Source organism: Marinobacter sp. (genome assembly GCF_041690455.1).
In the GTDB taxonomy this organism is placed as follows: Bacteria; Pseudomonadota; Gammaproteobacteria; order Pseudomonadales; family Oleiphilaceae; genus Marinobacter.
In genome coordinates, this window is sequence record NZ_JAWLHI010000042.1 from 15,333 (window position 1) to 33,892 (window position 18,560).

Annotated in this window: 16 protein-coding genes and 1 pseudogene; 12 read left to right on the forward strand and 5 right to left on the reverse strand. The window is 61.4% G+C overall.

The features are described from left to right. Nucleotides 1–27 precede the first annotated feature (27 nt). The 3 genes and pseudogenes from ftsA (at nt 28) to lpxC (ending at nt 3,666) form a co-directional block, all read left to right on the forward strand. Complete coding sequence (ftsA, locus tag ACESMW_RS11695) at nt 28–1,263, forward strand: cell division protein FtsA (protein ID WP_343815020.1); 1,236 nt, start codon at nt 28–30, stop codon at nt 1,261–1,263. Between the two features lie 96 nt (nt 1,264–1,359). Continuing rightward, nucleotides 1,360–2,349 (forward strand): annotated as a pseudogene (gene ftsZ / locus ACESMW_RS11700) (cell division protein FtsZ); the annotation flags it as partial. Nucleotides 2,350–2,748: 399 nt separating this feature from the next. Further along, the gene (gene lpxC, locus ACESMW_RS11705; protein WP_372987212.1) at nt 2,749–3,666 is read left to right on the forward strand and encodes a UDP-3-O-acyl-N-acetylglucosamine deacetylase; all 918 of its coding nucleotides are present in this window, start codon (nt 2,749–2,751) and stop codon (nt 3,664–3,666) included. A gap of 11 nt (nt 3,667–3,677) precedes the next feature. Here the strand turns inward: lpxC and ACESMW_RS11710 are convergent, their stop codons facing one another. Then, the gene (locus tag ACESMW_RS11710) at nt 3,678–4,124 is read right to left on the reverse strand and encodes a DciA family protein (protein ID WP_372987213.1); all 447 of its coding nucleotides are present in this window, start codon (nt 4,122–4,124) and stop codon (nt 3,678–3,680) included. Nucleotides 4,125–4,356: 232 nt separating this feature from the next. Here ACESMW_RS11710 and ACESMW_RS11715 point away from each other — a divergent pair, with 232 nt between their 5' ends. The 6 genes from ACESMW_RS11715 (at nt 4,357) to ribA (ending at nt 11,849) form a co-directional block, all read left to right on the forward strand. Then, complete coding sequence (locus ACESMW_RS11715) at nt 4,357–5,292, forward strand: peptidoglycan DD-metalloendopeptidase family protein (protein ID WP_372987214.1); 936 nt, start codon at nt 4,357–4,359, stop codon at nt 5,290–5,292. A gap of 196 nt (nt 5,293–5,488) precedes the next feature. After that, complete coding sequence (gene secA / locus ACESMW_RS11720; protein ID WP_372987215.1) at nt 5,489–8,230, forward strand: preprotein translocase subunit SecA; 2,742 nt, start codon at nt 5,489–5,491, stop codon at nt 8,228–8,230. 106 nt (nt 8,231–8,336) lie between these two features. After that, a complete protein-coding gene (argJ, locus tag ACESMW_RS11725) occupies nt 8,337–9,554 on the forward strand; it encodes a bifunctional glutamate N-acetyltransferase/amino-acid acetyltransferase ArgJ (protein WP_372987216.1) in 1,218 nt (405 codons plus the stop codon). A gap of 2 nt (nt 9,555–9,556) precedes the next feature. Next, entirely contained in the window at nt 9,557–10,540 is a 984-nt protein-coding gene (locus ACESMW_RS11730; RefSeq protein ID WP_372987217.1) for a Nudix family hydrolase, read from the forward strand. A 30-nt stretch (nt 10,541–10,570) separates the two neighbouring features. Further along, the gene (gene moaC, locus ACESMW_RS11735) at nt 10,571–11,104 is read left to right on the forward strand and encodes a cyclic pyranopterin monophosphate synthase MoaC (RefSeq protein WP_372987218.1); all 534 of its coding nucleotides are present in this window, start codon (nt 10,571–10,573) and stop codon (nt 11,102–11,104) included. A gap of 133 nt (nt 11,105–11,237) precedes the next feature. Next, nucleotides 11,238–11,849, forward strand: coding sequence for a GTP cyclohydrolase II (gene ribA, locus ACESMW_RS11740; protein ID WP_372987219.1), 612 nt, complete (start codon nt 11,238–11,240; stop codon nt 11,847–11,849). An 81-nt stretch (nt 11,850–11,930) separates the two neighbouring features. Here ribA and dxs read toward each other — a convergent pair whose 3' ends face one another. The 4 genes from dxs to ACESMW_RS11760 all read right to left on the reverse strand — a co-directional run bounded on the left by dxs (nt 11,931) and on the right by ACESMW_RS11760 (nt 15,916). Then, a complete protein-coding gene (gene dxs / locus ACESMW_RS11745) occupies nt 11,931–13,862 on the reverse strand; it encodes a 1-deoxy-D-xylulose-5-phosphate synthase (protein ID WP_372987220.1) in 1,932 nt (643 codons plus the stop codon). 76 nt (nt 13,863–13,938) lie between these two features. Further along, the gene (locus ACESMW_RS11750) at nt 13,939–14,835 is read right to left on the reverse strand and encodes a polyprenyl synthetase family protein (RefSeq protein WP_372987221.1); all 897 of its coding nucleotides are present in this window, start codon (nt 14,833–14,835) and stop codon (nt 13,939–13,941) included. Next, a complete protein-coding gene (locus tag ACESMW_RS11755; RefSeq protein WP_372987222.1) occupies nt 14,835–15,089 on the reverse strand; it encodes an exodeoxyribonuclease VII small subunit in 255 nt (84 codons plus the stop codon). Before ACESMW_RS11755 ends, ACESMW_RS11750 begins: the two co-directional genes overlap by 1 nt. A 53-nt stretch (nt 15,090–15,142) precedes the next feature. Then, nucleotides 15,143–15,916, reverse strand: coding sequence for an NRDE family protein (locus ACESMW_RS11760; RefSeq protein WP_372987223.1), 774 nt, complete (start codon nt 15,914–15,916; stop codon nt 15,143–15,145). 97 nt (nt 15,917–16,013) lie between these two features. On the opposite strand from ACESMW_RS11760, the gene ACESMW_RS11765 reads away from it, so the two are divergent. From ACESMW_RS11765 to ACESMW_RS11775, 3 genes are read left to right on the forward strand one after another with little or no spacing between them, the layout of a single operon-like run. Further along, nucleotides 16,014–16,811, forward strand: coding sequence for a sulfite exporter TauE/SafE family protein (locus ACESMW_RS11765; protein ID WP_372987224.1), 798 nt, complete (start codon nt 16,014–16,016; stop codon nt 16,809–16,811). Between the two features lie 10 nt (nt 16,812–16,821). After that, complete coding sequence (lgt, locus tag ACESMW_RS11770) at nt 16,822–17,610, forward strand: prolipoprotein diacylglyceryl transferase (RefSeq protein ID WP_092005252.1); 789 nt, start codon at nt 16,822–16,824, stop codon at nt 17,608–17,610. Continuing rightward, nucleotides 17,607–18,446, forward strand: a complete 840-nt coding sequence (locus ACESMW_RS11775) for a thymidylate synthase (protein ID WP_372987225.1) — start codon at nt 17,607–17,609, stop codon at nt 18,444–18,446. The genes lgt and ACESMW_RS11775 overlap by 4 nt, the downstream gene beginning before the upstream one ends. The last annotated feature ends 114 nt before the right edge of the window (nt 18,447–18,560 follow it).

Consider the following 18,560-nt stretch of genomic DNA (forward strand, 5'->3'; position numbering starts at 1 on the left):
CGACAAACCAACGGTTTGGTGGAACACATGTCATCGGTTGAAACGGAAAACATGATTGTTGGCCTCGATATCGGAACCTCGAAAGTGGTTGCGATTGTCGGCAAGCGCAAGATGGACGGCACCATTGAAGTGGTGGGAATCGGTTCCCACCCGTCCCGGGGCCTGAAGCGCGGTGTGGTGGTCAATATCGAGACCACCGTGCAGGCCATCCAGCGCGCTGTCGAGGAGGCCGAGCTCATGGCCGGCTGCCGGATCCACTCGGTGTATGCGGGGATCGCGGGCAGCCACATCAAGAGCCTGAACTCCCATGGCATCGTGGCCATCCGCGACCGGGAGGTGACCCAGGCGGATATCGACCGGGTTATTGACGCAGCCCAGGCGGTTGCGATTCCGGCGGACCAGAAGATCCTGCATATCCTGCCGCAGGAGTTCGTGATTGATAGCCAGGAGGGCATCAAGGAGCCCATGGGGATGTCCGGTGTCCGACTGGAGGCCAAGGTGCATCTGGTGACCTGTGCGGTAAACGCCGCCCAGAATATCGAGAAATGCGTCAGGCGCTGCGGTCTGGAAGTGGATGACATCATCCTGGAACAGCTGGCCTCCAGCCACGCCATCCTGACCGAGGACGAGAAGGAGCTTGGAGTCTGCGTAGTGGATGTCGGCGGTGGCACCACCGACATCGCTGTGTTTACCGGCGGTGCTATCCGTCACACCGCGGTGATCCCGATTGCCGGGGACCAGGTCACCAACGACATTGCCATGGCGTTGCGGACTCCGACCCAGAATGCCGAGGAGATCAAGATCAAGTATGCCTGCGCGTTGACCCAGCTCGCAGGTGCCGATGAAACCATCAAGGTGCCGAGCGTCGGCGACCGTGCTCCGCGTGATCTTTCGCGGCAGGCACTGGCCGAAGTGGTGGAGCCCCGTTACGAGGAGCTTTTCACCCTGGTGCAGTCGGAACTGCGCCGGTCCGGATTTGAGGACCTGATTCCCGCAGGCATCGTGATAACCGGCGGTTCCTCCACCATGGAAGGCGTGGTGGAACTGGCCGAAGAGATCTTCCACATGCCGGTCCGCCTGGCTTCTCCGCAGGCGGTGTCCGGTATGACGGAAGTGGTCAACAACCCGATCTACGCCACTGGCGTCGGGTTGCTGATCCATGGCTTCCGCCAGATGGATCTCGGGCGGGCGCCCGTGCTCAAGGGGGAAGAGGCCCCCTCGCTGTTTGAGCGCATGAAAGCCTGGTTTACCGGTCACTTCTGACCGGCCGGGACAAGCAGTACACGAAGGTATCTCGAAAACATAAATCTCGAAAAAACAGCCTGGATAGGCTGTCTACAGCACGAAGGAGTAGGGGAAATGTTCGAACTCGTCGATAATGTCCAGCAAAATGCTGTCATTAAAGTCGTCGGTGTTGGTGGTGGCGGTGGTAATGCCGTACGTCACATGCTCAACAGCGACGTTGAAGGTGTGGAATTTATCTGCGCCAACACCGATGCCCAGGCGCTGACCGATCTGGATGCCCGGCAGGTAATCCAGCTTGGTGGCAACATTACCAAGGGGTTGGGTGCCGGCGCCAATCCGGAAGTAGGGCGTCAGTCGGCTCTGGAGGACCGTGACCGCATCGCCGAAGCCCTGCAGGGCGCCGATATGGTGTTCATCACCGCAGGCATGGGTGGTGGTACCGGTACCGGAGCCGCCCCGATCGTTGCCGAGGTGGCCCGGGAACTGGGTATCCTGACGGTGGCGGTCGTCACCAAGCCCTTCATGTTCGAAGGTGGCAAGCGCATGAGCGTCGCCGAAGAGGGGCTGAAAGAGCTCGAAGAGAGCGTTGACTCGCTGATCACCATCCCGAACGAGAAACTGCTGGCGGTCATGGGCAAGAAAACCAGCCTGCTGGATGCTTTTGCCTCGGCCAACGATGTTCTGCTGGGCGCTGTGCAGGGTATTGCCGACCTGATTACCCGCAACGGCATGATCAACGTCGACTTTGCGGACGTGAAGACGGTGATGTCCGAGATGGGCATGGCGATGATGGGTACCGCCCGTGCCACCGGCGAGAACCGTGCCCGGGAAGCCGCGGAAGCCGCCGTGCGCAGCCCACTGCTCGAGGACATCAATCTCCAGGGCGCCAAGGGTATCCTGGTCAATATCACCGCCGGCATGGATCTCAACCTGGGCGAGTTCTCCGAGGTTGGCGACATTGTGCGTGAGTTCGCGTCCGATTCCGCGACCGTCGTGGTCGGTACCGTGATTGATCCGGAAATGACCGACGAGCTCAAGGTGACTGTTGTTGCCACTGGCCTGGGCGGTGACCGTGAAAAGCCAACGAAGGTTGTCGACAACACCCGTACCCTGGATGGCAAGACCGACTACAACCAGCTGGATCGTCCGGCGGTTCTGCGTCGTCGTGCGGTGTCCAGTGGTAATGTGGCTATCGATCAGAACAAGGAAAGCGAAGAACAGGGCGTGGACTATCTCGATATTCCCGCATTCCTTCGCCGCCAGGCTGATTGATAATCTGTCGCAACTGTGAGCCGGTAATGCGTGCAGGAATCCATCTCGGCTTTTTTGCCGATTAAGGGAACCTGACTGCCGGAAATTACGTGCGCTGAGTGCCGAGTGTTGGCTTTGTGTAAATTTGAGGCAAAGCCCTCTTGGTCAAATGGTACTCAGTCTTAATTTCTGATATTCTCCGGGCAGTTTTTTGCCCAGAATATCGCCATATTGTGACGGAATGATGAACCGATGATCAGACAACGGACACTCAAAAACACCATCCGGGCTACCGGTGTCGGCCTGCACTCGGGGGAAAAGGTTTACCTGACCCTGAAGCCGGCTCCGGAAGACTCGGGTATCATCTTCCGCCGGACGGATCTGGACCCGATGGTCGAGATTCGTGCCTGTGCGGAAAATGTGGGTGAGACCATGCTGTCCACGACGCTGGTAAAAAACGGTGTCCGTGTGGCAACAGTAGAGCACCTGCTGTCAGCCATGGCTGGTCTCGGTATTGATAACTGTTTCGTGGAGCTCAGCGCGGCTGAAGTGCCCATCATGGATGGCTCCGCCGGACCGTTCGTGTTCCTGTTGCAGTCTGCCGGCATCGCCGAGCAGGACGCGGCCAAGCGCTTCATCCGCATCAAGCGTGAAGTTACCGTGGAAGAAGGCGACAAGAAAGCGACCTTCCTGCCTTTCGAGGGTTTCAAGGTCTCCTTCGGTATCGACTTCGACCATCCGGTGTTCAAGGGCCGCGCCCAGACCGCGACCGTGGATTTCTCCAGTACTTCCTTCGTGAAGGAAGTGTCCCGCGCCCGGACCTTCGGGTTCATGCGTGACATCGAGAAACTGCGGGCGATGAACCTGGCGCTGGGTGGCTCTGTCGATAACGCCATCGTGGTTGACGACTACAAGATCCTGAACGAAGACGGTCTTCGTTACGACGATGAGTTCGTCAAGCACAAGGTGCTGGATGCCATTGGCGACCTGTACCTGCTCGGTAACAGCCTGATCGGTGAGTTCCGCGGTGTGAAGTCCGGTCACGACCTGAACAACAAGCTGCTCCGTAAGCTCCGGGCCGAAGAGGATGCATGGGAAGTGGTTACCTTCGATGACGAGGCAACAGCACCCATCTCCTACATGAAGCCTGTGCTGGCAGCTCAGGGTTAAGGCAGGACGCCTTAATCGCGGGCGTGGCTTGCGAGTTTTTCGAGAACCTCGCGTAAAGCTTTATCCTTCGTGTGCCCGGCCTCCTCTGCGAGGAGCCGGGCATTTTCTTTGCTCAGGGGCTGCTTTTCAGCGCGCTTTGTCTCCCTGAAGCGCGGCGGCGCCACCTTCACTTTCAGTTTCCACACGTAACGGAACAGTTCCTGCTCCCGGACGCTGGCCATGATCTCGTGCTGGCGGAAGCGGATCTGGCTGGCCCGCGTGGCGTTGGCGGCGGACAGCACCAGTTCGCCTTCCTGGCAGCTGAGAAAGCGAACGCCACTGACCAGCTCTTCGGGGAGCGCGCTAAGAACCTGCGCTTCCGCCTGCCGGTGCAGTTCGGCCTTGGCCACGAGTTCACTCAGGGCCGGGCTACCACCGACCTTGTCGAAGGTCATTTTCTGGTCGTTTTTCCGCTTCATTGACGCGCTTTCACTCGACGGTTCCGTTTACGATTGGTTACACTTCGGCACGGTTTGAGGGTAGTGCCCGCTTCAGACTCGTTTTACATTGTTGCAAATACCTATGTCCAGCGGGCGCTGCGTTTATTCAGTACGTAGTTGTTGCCAGGGAAAGGCCAGACCCATTCGGACATCCCGGGCCGCAACACGACAGGATCAGGCTTGCGGCTCCCCGATGAAACCAGAAGACGATATGAACATTATCCTCGTAGGCAAACACCACGGGAAGTCCCGGGTTGTCGCCCTGAACGGCAAGTTCCTCGCCGGTATGCTGGTGCTGGTACTTGCGTTGATCAGCGCGGCAGTCTGGGGCGGCTACCAGGCGGCAGTCAGCAAGGCCAAAGCACAGGAGCCAAAGCCGTCGGAACTGGTGGCACACTGGAAAAGCAAGCTGGAAGCCCAGCAACAGGAACTGGCCGCCGTGGAAGAGCAGGTCCGTGAACAGGTTGATGCCCTGACCCTGCGTCTCGGTGAACTTCAGGGCCGCATGCTGCGTCTCGACGCCCTGGGGCAGCGGTTTGTAGAATCCGGGCTGGTCGCCAGCGAAGAGTTCAACTTTGATGAGCCGCCGGCCGTCGGTGGCCCTGAGGGTCCTGAGACCAGGGAATCCTTTACCGCGCCGGCTCTGACCGACATGATCGAACGCATGGAAGTGCAGTTAGCCGATCGGGAGCAGCAACTGCGTCTGCTGGACAAGCTGGCTTCCCGCCAGAAGCTGGAAGAAGAAATGTATGTCGAGGGCCGGCCGATCACCTGGGGCTGGCTGTCTTCCAAGTACGGCTATCGTTCCGACCCGTTCTCAGGCAAGCGGACTTGGCATGACGGTGTTGACCTGGCGGGCAAGGATGGCAGCGATATCATTGCCGTTGCCGGTGGCGTGGTTACCTGGGCCGGCGAGCGCTATGGCTATGGTAACCTGGTGGAAATCGATCATGGTGATGGTCTGGTGACCCGCTACGGTCACTGCAAGACCGTCAAGGTAAAGACCGGGGACGTGGTCCAGAAAGGGCAGGTGGTTGCCCTGATGGGCAGCACCGGTCGGTCCACGGGCCCTCACGTGCACTTTGAGGTTCTGCAGAATGGCCGCTCCAAAGATCCTGTGAAATACATTGCCCGGGCCAATCGTTAAGTCCCGGCTGTGCCTTGTCGCGGTTTCCCGGTTTTCCTCTCCAGTTCCCTTCGGAAGTGCAATGCTGCCTTCCGGAGGGCAAGTCGTTGGCATTCCGACACTTTCATTCCGGCACTTGTGAGGTGCGCCTTTTGTCCTGTCGGGAAATAAGGTTAGAATGCCGGCTTCCCTCGTTTAATTAAAGAAGCAGTGGTCTATGTTCACAAAGCTTGCAACCAAGATGTTCGGCAGTAAAAATGCCAGAGAAATCAAGAGGATGCGAAGACAAGTTGCGCGCATCAACGAACTTGAAGAGCAGTTTGGCAATTTTTCCGACAACGAGTTGCAAGGCAAGACCGCTGAGTTCCGCCGCCGTGTCGAAGAGGGCGAGAGCCTCGATGCCCTGTTGCCTGAGGCCTTTGCCACGGTTCGGGAAGCCAGTCGTCGAGTCATGGGTATGCGTCACTATGATGTTCAGCTGATTGGTGGTATCACCCTGCACGAAGGCCGGATTGCCGAGATGAAGACCGGTGAAGGTAAGACCCTGGTGGCGACCGCCGCGGTTTACCTCAACTCGCTGTCCGGCAAGGGTGTGCATGTGGTCACGGTGAACGACTACCTGGCCCGCCGGGACGCTGAATGGATGGGCAAGCTCTACCGCTTCCTGGGTCTGCAGGTGGGTGTGGTCGTGGCCGGCCAGGCGCCCGAGGAGAAAAAGGCGGCCTACCAGGCGGACATCACCTACGGCACCAACAACGAATTCGGTTTCGACTATCTCCGCGACAACATGGCATTCAGCACCGAGGACAAGGTCCAGCGCGGGTTGAACTTCGCCATTGTCGACGAGGTGGATTCCATCCTGATCGACGAAGCCCGGACGCCGCTGATCATCTCCGGTGCCGCCGAAGACAGTTCCAAGCTCTACCAGGCCATCAACGAGCTGGTGCCGAGTCTTGAGGAAGGGGAGGTTTCTGAAGAGGGCGAGCCTTCCGGCGACTTCACGATCGATGAGAAGGCCCGCCAGGTGGAACTGACCGAGGCTGGCCATGAGAAGGTCGAGGAACTGTTGCTCAGTCGCGGCCTGCTGAACGAAGGCGAGAGTCTGTACTCCGCTGCCAACCTGAGCCTTCTGCACCATGTGCACTCGGCCTTGCGGGCCCATCACCTGTTCCAGAAAGATGTCGATTACATCGTCCAGGGTGACCAGGTGGTCATCGTTGACGAGCATACCGGCCGAACCATGCCGGGTCGCCGCTGGAGTGAAGGCCTGCACCAGGCCATTGAGGCGAAGGAAGGTGTCAGGATCCAGGCCGAGAGTCAGACCCTGGCCTCGACCACCTTCCAGAACTACTTCCGTCTGTACGAGAAGCTGGCCGGCATGACCGGTACCGCTGATACGGAAGCCTTCGAATTCCGCCAGATCTACGGCCTGGACGTAGTGGTGATTCCGCCCAACAAACCGATCCAGCGGATCGACTACAACGACCTGGTGTACCTCACCCAGGAAGAGAAATTCCACGCCATCATCGACGAGATCAAGGACGTCACCGCCGAGGGCCGGCCGATCCTCGTGGGCACGGCGTCCATCGAGGCCTCCGAACTGTTGTCGATGCTGCTGAAGAAGGCCCGGATCGACCACAAGATCCTGAACGCCAAGCAGCACGAGTCCGAGGCCATGATCGTGGCCCAGGCTGGTCGCCCGGGCGCGGTGACCATTGCCACCAACATGGCCGGCCGGGGTACCGATATCGTCCTGGGTGGTAACTGGGAATTCGAAGTCGCGGCGATGGAGAATCCCACCGAGGAAGCCGTCGCCAAGATGAAGGCCGAGTGGACCGAGCGTCACAACCAGGTGCTGGAGGCCGGCGGCCTGCACATCATCGGTACCGAGCGTCACGAGTCCCGCCGGATCGACAACCAGTTGCGTGGTCGTGCCGGTCGTCAGGGGGATCCGGGGTCATCCCGCTTCTTCCTGTCCCTGGAAGACAATCTGATGCGGATCTTCGCCCCGGACCGGGTGAAGAGCCTGATGCAGGCCATGGGCATGAAGAAGGGCGAGGCCATCGAGCACCGTATGGTCACCAACGCCATCGAGAAATCCCAGCGCAAGGTGGAAGGCCGCAACTTCGATATGCGGAAGACCCTGCTGGAATACGATGACGTGGCCAACGACCAGCGTACCGTGATCTACGACCAGCGCAACGAAGTCATGTCTTCGGATGATATCTCGGACATGATCAAGACCATTCGCGAGGACGTGGTCAGCGAGTTGATCAACGAGTACATCCCGCCCCAGAGCATGCCCGAACAGTGGGATGTGGCGGGTCTCGAATCCCAGCTGCAGTCCGAGATGGCCATTGATCTGCCGATCCAGCAGTGGCTGCAGGAAGACAGCAAGCTCTACGAGGAAAGCCTCCGGGAGAAGATTCTCAACGAGATTGTCTCAGCCTACGAGGCAAAGGAAGCCATCGCCGGCTCCGAAGCCATGCGCAAGTTCGAGAAGCAGGTGTTCCTGCAGGTGCTCGATACCCTCTGGAAAGAGCACCTCTCCAACATGGACCATCTGCGCCGGGGTATTCACCTGCGCGGTTATGCCCAGAAGAACCCGAAGCAGGAATACAAGCGCGAGGCGTTCAACCTGTTCGAGGAAATGCTGGAGACCATGAAGCGGGATATTGCCCGCATCCTGAGTCATGTCCGGGTGCAGACTCCCGAGGAAATGGAAGAGGTGGAGCGCCGCCGCAAGGCCGAGCTCGAGAGAGAGCTGGCCCGTGCCCGCATGCGCCATGACGAGACCAGCGCCACCGCCCAGAGTCAGGCGGAAGGTGAGGGCGACGGTGAGCGGCAGTCCGCGACGCCGGAAACCTTTGTCCGCCAGGAGCGCAAGGTGGGGCGAAACGAGCCCTGTCCCTGCGGGTCCGGCAAGAAGTACAAGCAGTGCTGCGGCAAGGTCAGCTGACCCCGGGGTACTGAAACCGGTCAGAGACCCGCAACCTGACATGCGCAGGCTGCGGGTTTTTGCGTTTTGAAAGTTCCAGATTGGATTGAGTGAGAGGAGAGGCAGGATGGCGGTAGGTCCAGGTACCTTACCCGAGTTTTTCCCGGTAGCCGGCGTCAAGTTGGGTATTGCCAGTGCAGGCATCAAGAAACCCGGCCGGAAGGACGTGGTGGTATTCGAGCTCGCCCCCGGCAGTCGTGTGGCGGGGATCTTTACCCGCAACCAGTTCTGTGCCGCGCCGGTCACCGTAAGCCGGCAACACCTGGCCCGGACTGCGCCCCGGTATCTGCTGGTCAATACCGGCAATGCCAATGCCGGTACCGGCGAACGGGGTATGAAGGACGCGATCGCCTGCTGCGAGGCGCTGGCGGACAATGCCGGTGTCAGTGGCGACGAGGTGCTGCCATTTTCCACCGGCGTGATCGGCGAGCCACTGCCGGTAGGCAAGATTGTCGGGGCCCTGCCCGAGGCACTGGCCAATACCGCGGAGAATCGCTGGGCGGAGGCGGCCAGTGGCATCATGACCACCGATACCCGGCCAAAGGGGGCCTCCTGCCAGGTGGACCTTGGCGGCCATACCGTGACCATTTCCGGGATCAGCAAGGGCGCCGGCATGATCCGCCCGAATATGGCCACCATGCTCGGGTTTATCGCCACTGACGCCCGGATTGCCCCTGATGTACTGCAGGCGCTGGCCTCGGAGCTTGGCGAGAAATCCTTCAACCGGATTACCATCGACGGTGACACTTCCACCAACGATGCCTGCATGCTGATGGCTTCCGGCCAGTACAGCGGCCCGGAGATTACCGCCGAGAGCCCCGAGCTGGCGACGCTGCGCGAGGCGTTGCAGCAGGTCTACCTGGACCTGGCCCATGCCATTGTCCGCGACGGCGAAGGTGCCACCAAGTTTGTCACCATTGATGTCAGCGGGGCCGCCAGCCAGCAGGAAGCCCTGGACGTAGCCTACACCGTGGCCCATTCACCCCTGGTCAAGACCGCGCTGTTTGCCTCGGACCCGAACTGGGGCCGGATCCTGGCGGCGGTGGGCCGTGCCGGCGTTCCGGACCTGGATCTCGATGCCCTGGAAATCTACCTGGGTGACGTCTGCCTGGTGCGCCAGGGCGGCCGGGCCGATGACTACTCCGAAGAGCGCGGCCAGGCGGTGATGGACCAGGAGGAAATCACCATCGCCATCGACCTGAAGCGCGGTGACATCCGGGAGACGGTCTGGACCTGTGATTTCTCCCACGATTACGTGACCATCAACGCGGAGTACCGGACCTGACCATGGCGGCAACGCAAAGCCCGGTCCGGGAGATTCACGTGGCGGTGGGTGTCATCGTCCGGGACGGCCGGGTGCTGATCGCCCGGCGCCCCGATCACGTGCACCAGGGCGGGCTGCTGGAGTTCCCCGGTGGCAAGGTTGAGCCGGGGGAGACCGTCCAGCAGGCCCTGGTCCGGGAGATTGCCGAGGAAACCGGCCTGAGCCTTTCCGAGACCGCCCTGGAGCCGGTTATCGGGATTCGCCATGACTACGGCGACAAGCGGGTTTTCCTGGACGTCTGGCGCACCTCCGAGGCCTCTGGAGAGCCCGAGGGTCGGGAGGGCCAGCCAGTAGACTGGCTGGAACCGGAACAGCTCCGGGACGAGGATTTTCCGGTCGCCAACCGCCCGGTGATCCGTGCCCTGAGGCTGCCCGGGGTGCTTGCCATTACCGGTGCAATGACTTCTCCGGAGGATGGGCTGGCCAGCCTTGAGGGCGGGCTGAAGGGGCTGAGAGCCTCGGGGGCCACCCTTGTGGTTCTGCGTGCTCCCGGGCTGTCACCCCAGGACTATGTCCGCTTCGCAAGCCAAGCGGTGGCCTCATGCAGAGAGCAGGGGCTGACGCCGATCGTGCACGGCAGCCCCGAAGTGTTTGATGCAGTACCGGGTGCCGGTGGTCTGCACCTGCCCTGGCGGGAGGCACAGGCCCTGGCCAGCCGCCCGGTTCCTGAGTCCGTGTGGCTGGGGGGTTCCTGTCACGACGCCGGGCAGCTTGCCCATGCCAATGCTCTGGGGGCCGATTACGCCACCCTGGGTCCCGTACAACCGACCAGGAGCCATCCCGGGCGTCCGGCCATGGGTTGGGAGCAATTCGAGGCACTGGTGGCGCAAGCGGTCATTCCCGTGTATGCCCTCGGAGGGCTTGGTCCGGAGGAGGAGATCACAGCGCGCCGGCTGGGTGGCCAGGGCGTCGCCGGCATCCGGTTCTGGTGGCGGTCTGAGCGGTAGATATCAAGGCTGGCCGGCGATCGGTCTGGTATGCTGGCAACATCTGTTCAACCCATTTTCAATCATGTCTCTGGAGAAACCGTGAGCAAGCTGACCCACCTGGACGAGAAGGGCGAAGCCCGCATGGTCGATGTCACCGATAAGGACGTGACCGAACGGGAAGCCCGCGCTGAAGCCACCATCCGTATGGCGCCGGAAACCCTGAAAATGATCATCGAAGGCGAGCACCCCAAGGGCGATGTGCTGGCAGTGGCCCGGATCGCGGGCATCATGGCAGCAAAGAAAACCCATGAACTGATTCCCCTTTGCCACAGCCTGAACCTGACCTCGGTGAAGGTTGAGCTGAATCCGGGCGAGGACGGTGCCTCGGTTCATATCCTGACCCGCTGCAAGCTCTCGGGCCAGACCGGGGTCGAGATGGAGGCCCTGACGGCGGCCAGCGTGGCGGCGCTGACGCTCTATGACATGTGCAAGGCAGTGGACCGGGGCATGGTCGTGGACAACGTGCGGTTGCTCGAGAAGAAAGGCGGTCGCAGCGGTCACTGGGTGGCCGGGCAGGCCTGATCCGGCCCGCAGCAGGGAGCGTACTACCCGGTATCGTTCCACCACCGGAGAGCCCACTGTGCCAAGACTACGCCAAGCCGGCGGCCACGTGATAGAATGCGCGCCCCGATTGATTGAACCACGAGGAAACACTGTGGCTGTTCGTTACATCCAGACCTGCCGGTTACCAACCCCGTTCGGCGTGTTTGACATGCACGGTTTCGAAGAGCCGGATACGGGAAAGGAGCACGTCGCCCTGACCCTGGGAGACCTGGATAGTGATGAGCCGATGCTGGCCCGGACCCACTCCGAGTGCCTGACCGGCGATGCCCTGTACAGCATGCGCTGCGATTGTGGCTATCAGCTTGAAGAAGCCTTGCGCAGTATCGCCCGTGAAGGGCGGGGCATCCTCATGTATCTGCGCCAGGAGGGCCGGGGCATTGGTCTGCTGAACAAGATCCGTGCCTACCATCTGCAGGACCAGGGTGCCGATACGGTCGAGGCGAACGAACGGCTTGGCTTTGCCGCTGATTTGCGGGACTACAGCATGTGCAAGGATATGCTGGAACACCTGGGGATCAGTAGCCTGCGGCTGATGACCAACAACCCGCGCAAGGTCAAGGCGCTGGAGTCCTATGGCATCGACATTGCCGAGCGGGTTCCGTTGCACGTGGGGCGCAACCCGCACAACGAGAATTACCTCAACACCAAGCAGACCAAGTTGGGCCACTGGCTGGAAACGCACCAGGACGACGATCCCGAGTAATTGGCCCGTTGCCCTGAGTCACACAAAAAAGCCCGCGTCCGGAGACGCGGGCTTTTTTGTTGATGCCAGTGATACCAGGGATTATTTGACCACTTTGAGGCTGGAGCGCTGGAGCCGTTCCAGGCGTTCGGCAATGGCCGACCGGATGCCCTCGGCGTCCAGACCGCAGTCGCTCAGCAATTCGCCGTGCTTGCCGTGATCGATAAAAGTATCGGGAAGCCCGAGCTGAAGCACCGGCTGGGCGACTTCACGGTGGTTCAGGAATTCCGTGACCGCACTGCCGGCACCGCCGGCGACCACGTTCTCTTCCAGCGTCACCAGCAGGTCATGCTGCTCGGCCAGTTCCAGTACCAGCTCCTCGTCCAGGGGTTTGACGAAGCGCATGTCGGCAACGGTGGCACCCAGTGCCTCAGCCGCTTCCAGTGCGGGTGCGAGCAGGGTGCCGAAGTTCAGGATAGCGACGCCGCTTCCTTCCCGGATGCGGCGCCCCTTGCCGATCTCCAGTGGTTTCAGCTCAGGCTCGATCTTCGTGCCCGGCCCAGTACCCCGGGGGTAGCGCACAGCTGCCGGGCCGTTGAACAGCATGCCGGTCTGGAGCATCTGCCGGGTCTCGTTCTCGTCCGACGGGGCCATCACAACCATATTGGGGATACAACGCAGGTAGCTGATATCGAACGCACCGGCATGGGTCGGACCGTCTTCGCCCACCAGGCCGGCCCGGTCGATGGCAAAGAGCACGTCCAGGTTCTGGATGGCCACGTCATGGATCAGCTGGTCGTAGCCTCTTTGCAGGAAGGTGGAGTAGATCGCCACCACCGGTTTGGCATCGTCGCAGGCCAGGCCGGCGGCCAGGGTCACGGCGTGCTGCTCGGCAATGGCAACATCGAAATACCGGTCCGGGAAGCGCTGGGAGAAGGCCAGCAGATCCGAGCCCTCGCACATGGCCGGCGTGATGCCCACCACCCGTTCGTCCTGCTCGGCGGCATCGCACAGCCACTGGCCGAAGACATTGGCGTATTTGGGCTTGGCCGGCTTGGGGGTGACCGGCTCGGGTTTGCTCGGTGGCACCGGTTCGATCTTATTGATGGCATGGTAGCCGATCGGGTCAGCCTCGGCCGGGGCGAACCCCTTGCCCTTGGTGGTCACCACGTGCAGGAACTGCGGGCCGTCCAGCTCGCGGATGTTCTCCAGGGTCTCCACCAGCAGCGGCAGGTCATGGCCATCAATGGGGCCGATGTAGTTGAAGCCGAGTTCCTCGAACAGGGTTCCCGGGGCAATCATGCCCTTGAAGTGTTCCTCGGTCTTCTTGGCCAGGGCCATCAGGTGCGGTGCGCCCTGCAGCACCTTCTTGCTGCTGTCCCGGACCTGGTTGTAGGTGCGGCTGGACAGCAGTTTGGCGAAATAGTTGGACAGGCCGCCCACGTTCCGGGAGATCGACATGTCATTGTCGTTCAGGATCACCAGCATGTTGGCATGCAGGTGGCCGGCATGGTTCAGGGCCTCGAAGGCCATGCCCGCAGTCATGGCGCCATCGCCAATAACGGCAATGCTCTTGCGGCCAGTGTTCTGCATGCGGGCGGCAATGGCCATGCCCAGGGCGGCACTTATGGAAGTGCTGGAGTGGCCCACTCCGAAGGTGTCGTACTCGCTTTCGGCCCGCTTGGGAAAGCCCGCCAGGCCGCCCTTGCGGCGAATGCTGCCCATCTGTTCCCGGCGACCGGTAAGGATCTTGTGGGGATAGGCTTGGTGGCCCACGTCCCAGACCAGGCGGTCCTCCGGGGTGTTGAACACATAATGTAGGGCAACGGTCAGTTCCAGTACGCCCAGCCCGGCACCAAAATGTCCGCCGGTCTGGCCGACGGACCACAGCAGGAACGCCCGCAGTTCCCGGGCCAGCTGGGTCAGCTGTTCAGCCGGCAGCTCACGGAGCTGGGCCGGTACATCAATCCGGTCCAGCAGCGGGGTGTTGGGCCGCTGTGACGGGATTTCCTTGAAAGTGTAAGTATCCTGCATCTGCTCGGGTCTTTTGGGATGATCCAGTGTTTTCAAAATAAGTTACGACAAGTGTGCGCCTTTGGGGCAGGGTGGTTCAATGGGTTCGTGCCACCACGTAATCCGCCATCGCCCGCAGCGGATCGGCTTCCGGCCCGTACTGTTCGAGACTCGCCTTGGCGGTCTGCAACAGTTCGGCCAGGTGCTGCCTGGCTCCGTCCAGACCCAGCAGGGCCGGGTAAGTGGGCTTGGACCGGGCGACATCAGATCCCTGGGGTTTGCCGATCACGTCGGTGCTGCCTTCGATATCCAGCAGGTCGTCCTGCACCTGGAAAGCCAGCCCAAGCACCCGGGCATAGGTCGTCAGTGCCTCCAGCGCGCCGGGCTGCACCCGCTCGGCACTCAGGGCACCCATGCGGACGCTGGCCTCGATCAGGGCGCCGGTCTTGTGCCGGTGCATGGTTTCCAACTGAGTCAGGGTCAGGGTCTTGCCCACCGACTCCAGGTCAATGGCCTGGCCGCCCACCATGCCCTGGTGGCCAGCGGCTTTTGCCAGTTCCTGAACCATGGCCAGCCGTGCCTCGCTGGCCAGTCCCGAGCCGTTGGCCAGCAATCCGAAAGCCAGGGCTTGCAGCGCATCGCCCGCCAGGATGGCAGTGGCCTCGTCAAAGGCAATATGGGTAGTGGGCCGGCCCCGGCGCAGCTCATCGTCATCCATCGCCGGCAGGTCATCGTGGATCAGCGAATAGGCATGGATCAGCTCCACGGCGCAGGCGGGGGCGAGGGCGCTGTTGCTGTCCTCGCCCATTGCCCGCGCTGCCGCGAGGCACAGAGCGGGACGAATCCGCTTGCCGCCGCCCAGCACGCTGTACCGCATGGCGTCCTGGAGGCGATCGGAGGCCGCGCTCTGGTCAATGCAGCGGTCCAGCTCGGCGTCGACAAGGATGCGGCAGGACTCCAGAAAATCCACTGCCGCCTTGGTCTGTTCGGTCATCAGTCGGCGTCATCCGGCGTGAAAGGGCGGGTTTCCAGGGTGCCATCACTGTTCTGCACCAGCTGCTCGACCCGCTGCTCGGCACTCTTCAATGCCTGCTGGCATTCCCGGGTCAGCTTCACGCCCCGCTCGAACGCAGTCAGGGACTGTTCCAGCGACAGTTCGCCCTGCTCCAGGTCGCGAACCAGCTTTTCCAGCTCATCCAGTGACTTTTCAAAGTCGGCTATGGATGTGGTGTCTTTTTCACCGGCCATCGGGCCCTCCGGTCGGGTGACAGAATTTCGCGGATTATATCAGAGCCGGAGGGCTATCGCTGCCAGTCGAAGTGACGGCAATCGCCTTTTGAGGCCAAAGGCCCCCAGCTCTGTTCGGTTACCCGGGTTTGCCCATTGCCGGCGACCGTCACGATCGTGGTCGCCCGGGTACCATAGTCCTCGCCGACGATGAACGGAGACGACAGGAATCGCTCCGTTGCCAGGCCCACGCCGGTGTCCGGCAGCAGGTGGTCCGGCGCCGGTGTCGAGTCCTGGAGCAGCGTGATAAGCCGTTGATGCAGCCCGTCAGCATCGACACCGGCCATCGAGACTACCTCGCCCACGGACTCCCGCAGCCGGAGCAGTTTCGGCCAGGGCGTCTGCAGTAAATGGTTGCTGAGGCCATACACCCCACGGTGTATGCTCCTGCCCGGATGGGCGTCCCGGTTGCTGTAATACCAGCCACCGCCGGATTCGAGTCGGATCAGGTTAAACCCGGCGTAACGATCCGGGTCGTCGGTGAGATCATGGAACAGCTCTGTGCCCGGCTCCGCCAGGGCCCGCAACGGCAATTCGCCCCGCGTGGTCCGGCCGGCCTCGGGGGAACCCTCCCGGACATTGGTGACCGCGCTGATGCGGCCATCCTCTGTGACGGCAAGCCAGGTGCCACCGGACTGAAGGTCGCGGCCGGCCAGTACCCGCTGGCCCGAGTCCGTGGTCCACCAATCCATGGGGGCGGTGGGACGACGGAAAAACTCGTCTCGATTGGCGGCGACCACCAGCGGAAAATGACGATTCTGGCCAAGGGCAAAGGCAATGAGGCACATGGTCGGTAATGAGTCTCCGAAGGTGAATAGGGAGTCGTGAACTTGTCCCGCGCGGTGTGTATCATACCAGCCTTGTTTCTCATAGGCGTGAGCAGCTATGACCCTGGTAACCGTATTTGCATCGTATCTGGCACTGGGCGCACTGGCAGGGACCATGGCGGGCCTGTTCGGTATCGGTGGCGGCCTGGTCATCGTGCCGGTACTCATCTTCAGCTTCGAGATCCAGGGCATCAGCCCGGACATCAGTGCTCACCTGGCGGTGGGGACCTCCCTGGCCACCATCGTGTTCACCTCGCTGTCCTCCATCCGTTCCCATCACAAGCACCAGGCCGTGCGCTGGGACATTTTCCGGCTCATGACCGTGGGGATTGTTGGCGGGGCTGTTCTGGGCGCCTGGACCGCGGCCTTCATGAGTGGCGATATGCTGCAATTGGTGATTGGCGTGTTCGTGATGCTGGTGGCCATCAAGATGATACTGGAGGTCAATCCCAAGCCCGGTCGCGATGTTCCCGGCCCGGTTGGCCTGGGTGTGGTAGGTGGCGGTGTTGGCTGGGCGTCGGCCATTTTCGGTATCGGGGGCGGCACACTCACCGTGCCTTACCTGAGCTGGTGTAATGTCCGTATGCAGAACACTGTGGCCACCTCAGCGGCCATTGGCCTGCCGATTGCGCTTGCCGGTGCCATTGGCAACATCTGGACAGGCTGGGGGCATGCCGACCTTCCGGAATTCAGCCTGGGCTTTATCTACCTGCCCGCACTGCTCGGGATCATCCTGACCAGTGTTTTCTTCGCCAGAATTGGTGCCAACCTGGCCCACAAACTGAACGCCAAGGTTCTGAAACGTATTTTTGCGATGATGCTCCTGGTAGTGGGGCTTCGTTTTCTCCTGAGCTGAGAGGTAACCGATGCTGCAGCATCCCCAGTTTGACCCGGTGGCCATTTCCCTGGGCCCCGTCAAGATTCACTGGTACGGCCTGACTTACCTGGTCGGCTTTGTCGCCGGGTGGTGGCTCGGCCGGCTGCGGGCCCGCAAACCCTGGTCCCCGGTCACCGAAGAACAAATGGGCGACCTCCTGTTCTACCTGGCCCTCGGCGTTATCCTTGGCGGCCGGTTCGGTTACGTCCTGTTCTACAACTTCGATACCTTCCTGGCCGACCCGCTCTGGCTCCTGCGCGTCTGGGAAGGGGGTATGTCCTTCCACGGCGGCCTGCTGGGTGTCATGTTCGCCATGTGGTGGTACGGACGCAAACTCGGCTCCGGCTTCTGGCGCCTGGCGGACTTCGTTGCACCCCTGGTACCGGTAGGCCTGGGTGCCGGGCGGATCGGTAACTTCATCAACGGCGAACTCTGGGGCAAGCCCACCGACGTGCCCTGGGGCATGGTCTTCCCCCACGCCCCGGACAGCCTGGCGCGCCATCCCTCCCAGCTGTACCAGTTCGCCCTGGAAGGCGTCGCCCTGTTCGCCATCCTGTGGTGGTTCTCCGCCAAACCCCGCCCGCGCATGGCCGTCTCCGGCCTGTTCCTGGTGTGTTACGGCCTGTTCCGGTTCCTGGTGGAATTCGTACGCCAGCCGGATCCGCAGCTGGGTTACCTGGCCTTCGACTGGCTCACCATGGGCCAGGTTCTGTCCACCCCCATGATCCTCGCCGGCGCCGCCCTGATGTTCATTGCTTACCGGAGAAATGCCGAATGAAAGCCTACCTCGACCTGATGCAAGACGTCGTCGATAACGGATTCGACAAGGGTGACCGCACCGGCGTCGGCACCCGCTCGGTATTCGGACGTCAGCTGCGATTCAACCTGCAGGAAGGCTTCCCGCTGGTGACCACCAAGAAAGTCCACCTGCGCAGCATCATCTACGAACTGCTCTGGTTCCTGCGTGGTTCCACCGACAACAACTGGCTGAAAGAGCGCAAAGTCTCCATCTGGAACGAGTGGGCCCTGGAAGACGGTGACCTCGGCCCCATTTACGGCAAACAGTGGCGCAGCTGGCAGTGCCCGGACGGCCGGGTGGTGGACCAGATCAGCGAAGTCATTGACCAGATCCGCAACAAGCCCAACTCCCGGCGCCTGATCGTCTCCGCCTGGAACCCGGCGGAACTACCGGACGAATCCATCAGCCCCCAGGACAACGTCCGCGAGGGTCGCATGGCATTGGCCCCGTGCCACTGCCTGTTCCAGTTCTACGTGGCCGACGGCAAGCTCTCCTGCCAGCTGTACCAGCGCAGTGCTGACCTGTTCCTGGGCGTGCCGTTCAATATCGCCTCCTATGCGCTGCTAACCCACATGATCGCCCAGCAGTGCGATCTGGATGTGGGTGAGTTCGTGCACACGTTTGGTGATTGCCACCTGTACCAGAACCACCTGACCGAAGACATCGTGTTTGAACAGTTGAAGCGGGAGCCTCGTGCTTTACCCAGGCTGGTGATCAAGCGTAAGCCCGATAGTATCTTTGAGTACGAACTTGAGGATTTCGAGTTTGAGGGGTATGAGCCTTATCCGGTGATCAAGGCGCCTATTGCTATTTGACCTCGAGTCTGGGATCGCGGTCCTCTTGTTTTGGAGTCGGCAGGGCAGCGGGTGGGGCGTTCCGAAAAACGCTGTGAATACGTCCGTGTACGCTTGGCTCCGCCATCCATGGCT

Coding starts and splice junctions, on each gene's coding strand:
- argJ (WP_372987216.1), top strand. CDS start 8,337: ATGGCGGTAGGTCCAGGTACCTTACCCGAGTTTTTCCCGGTAGCCGGC.
- ftsA (WP_343815020.1), top strand. CDS start 28: ATGTCATCGGTTGAAACGGAAAACATGATTGTTGGCCTCGATATCGGA.
- ACESMW_RS11775 (WP_372987225.1), top strand. CDS start 17,607: ATGAAAGCCTACCTCGACCTGATGCAAGACGTCGTCGATAACGGATTC.
- ACESMW_RS11730 (WP_372987217.1), top strand. CDS start 9,557: ATGGCGGCAACGCAAAGCCCGGTCCGGGAGATTCACGTGGCGGTGGGT.
- ACESMW_RS11760 (WP_372987223.1), bottom strand. CDS start 15,916: ATGTGCCTCATTGCCTTTGCCCTTGGCCAGAATCGTCATTTTCCGCTG.
- ACESMW_RS11755 (WP_372987222.1), bottom strand. CDS start 15,089: ATGGCCGGTGAAAAAGACACCACATCCATAGCCGACTTTGAAAAGTCA.
- secA (WP_372987215.1), top strand. CDS start 5,489: ATGTTCACAAAGCTTGCAACCAAGATGTTCGGCAGTAAAAATGCCAGA.
- ACESMW_RS11715 (WP_372987214.1), top strand. CDS start 4,357: ATGAACATTATCCTCGTAGGCAAACACCACGGGAAGTCCCGGGTTGTC.
- lpxC (WP_372987212.1), top strand. CDS start 2,749: ATGATCAGACAACGGACACTCAAAAACACCATCCGGGCTACCGGTGTC.
- ACESMW_RS11765 (WP_372987224.1), top strand. CDS start 16,014: ATGACCCTGGTAACCGTATTTGCATCGTATCTGGCACTGGGCGCACTG.
- moaC (WP_372987218.1), top strand. CDS start 10,571: ATGCTGGCAACATCTGTTCAACCCATTTTCAATCATGTCTCTGGAGAA.
- ACESMW_RS11710 (WP_372987213.1), bottom strand. CDS start 4,124: ATGAAGCGGAAAAACGACCAGAAAATGACCTTCGACAAGGTCGGTGGT.
- lgt (WP_092005252.1), top strand. CDS start 16,822: ATGCTGCAGCATCCCCAGTTTGACCCGGTGGCCATTTCCCTGGGCCCC.
- dxs (WP_372987220.1), bottom strand. CDS start 13,862: ATGCAGGATACTTACACTTTCAAGGAAATCCCGTCACAGCGGCCCAAC.
- ACESMW_RS11750 (WP_372987221.1), bottom strand. CDS start 14,835: ATGACCGAACAGACCAAGGCGGCAGTGGATTTTCTGGAGTCCTGCCGC.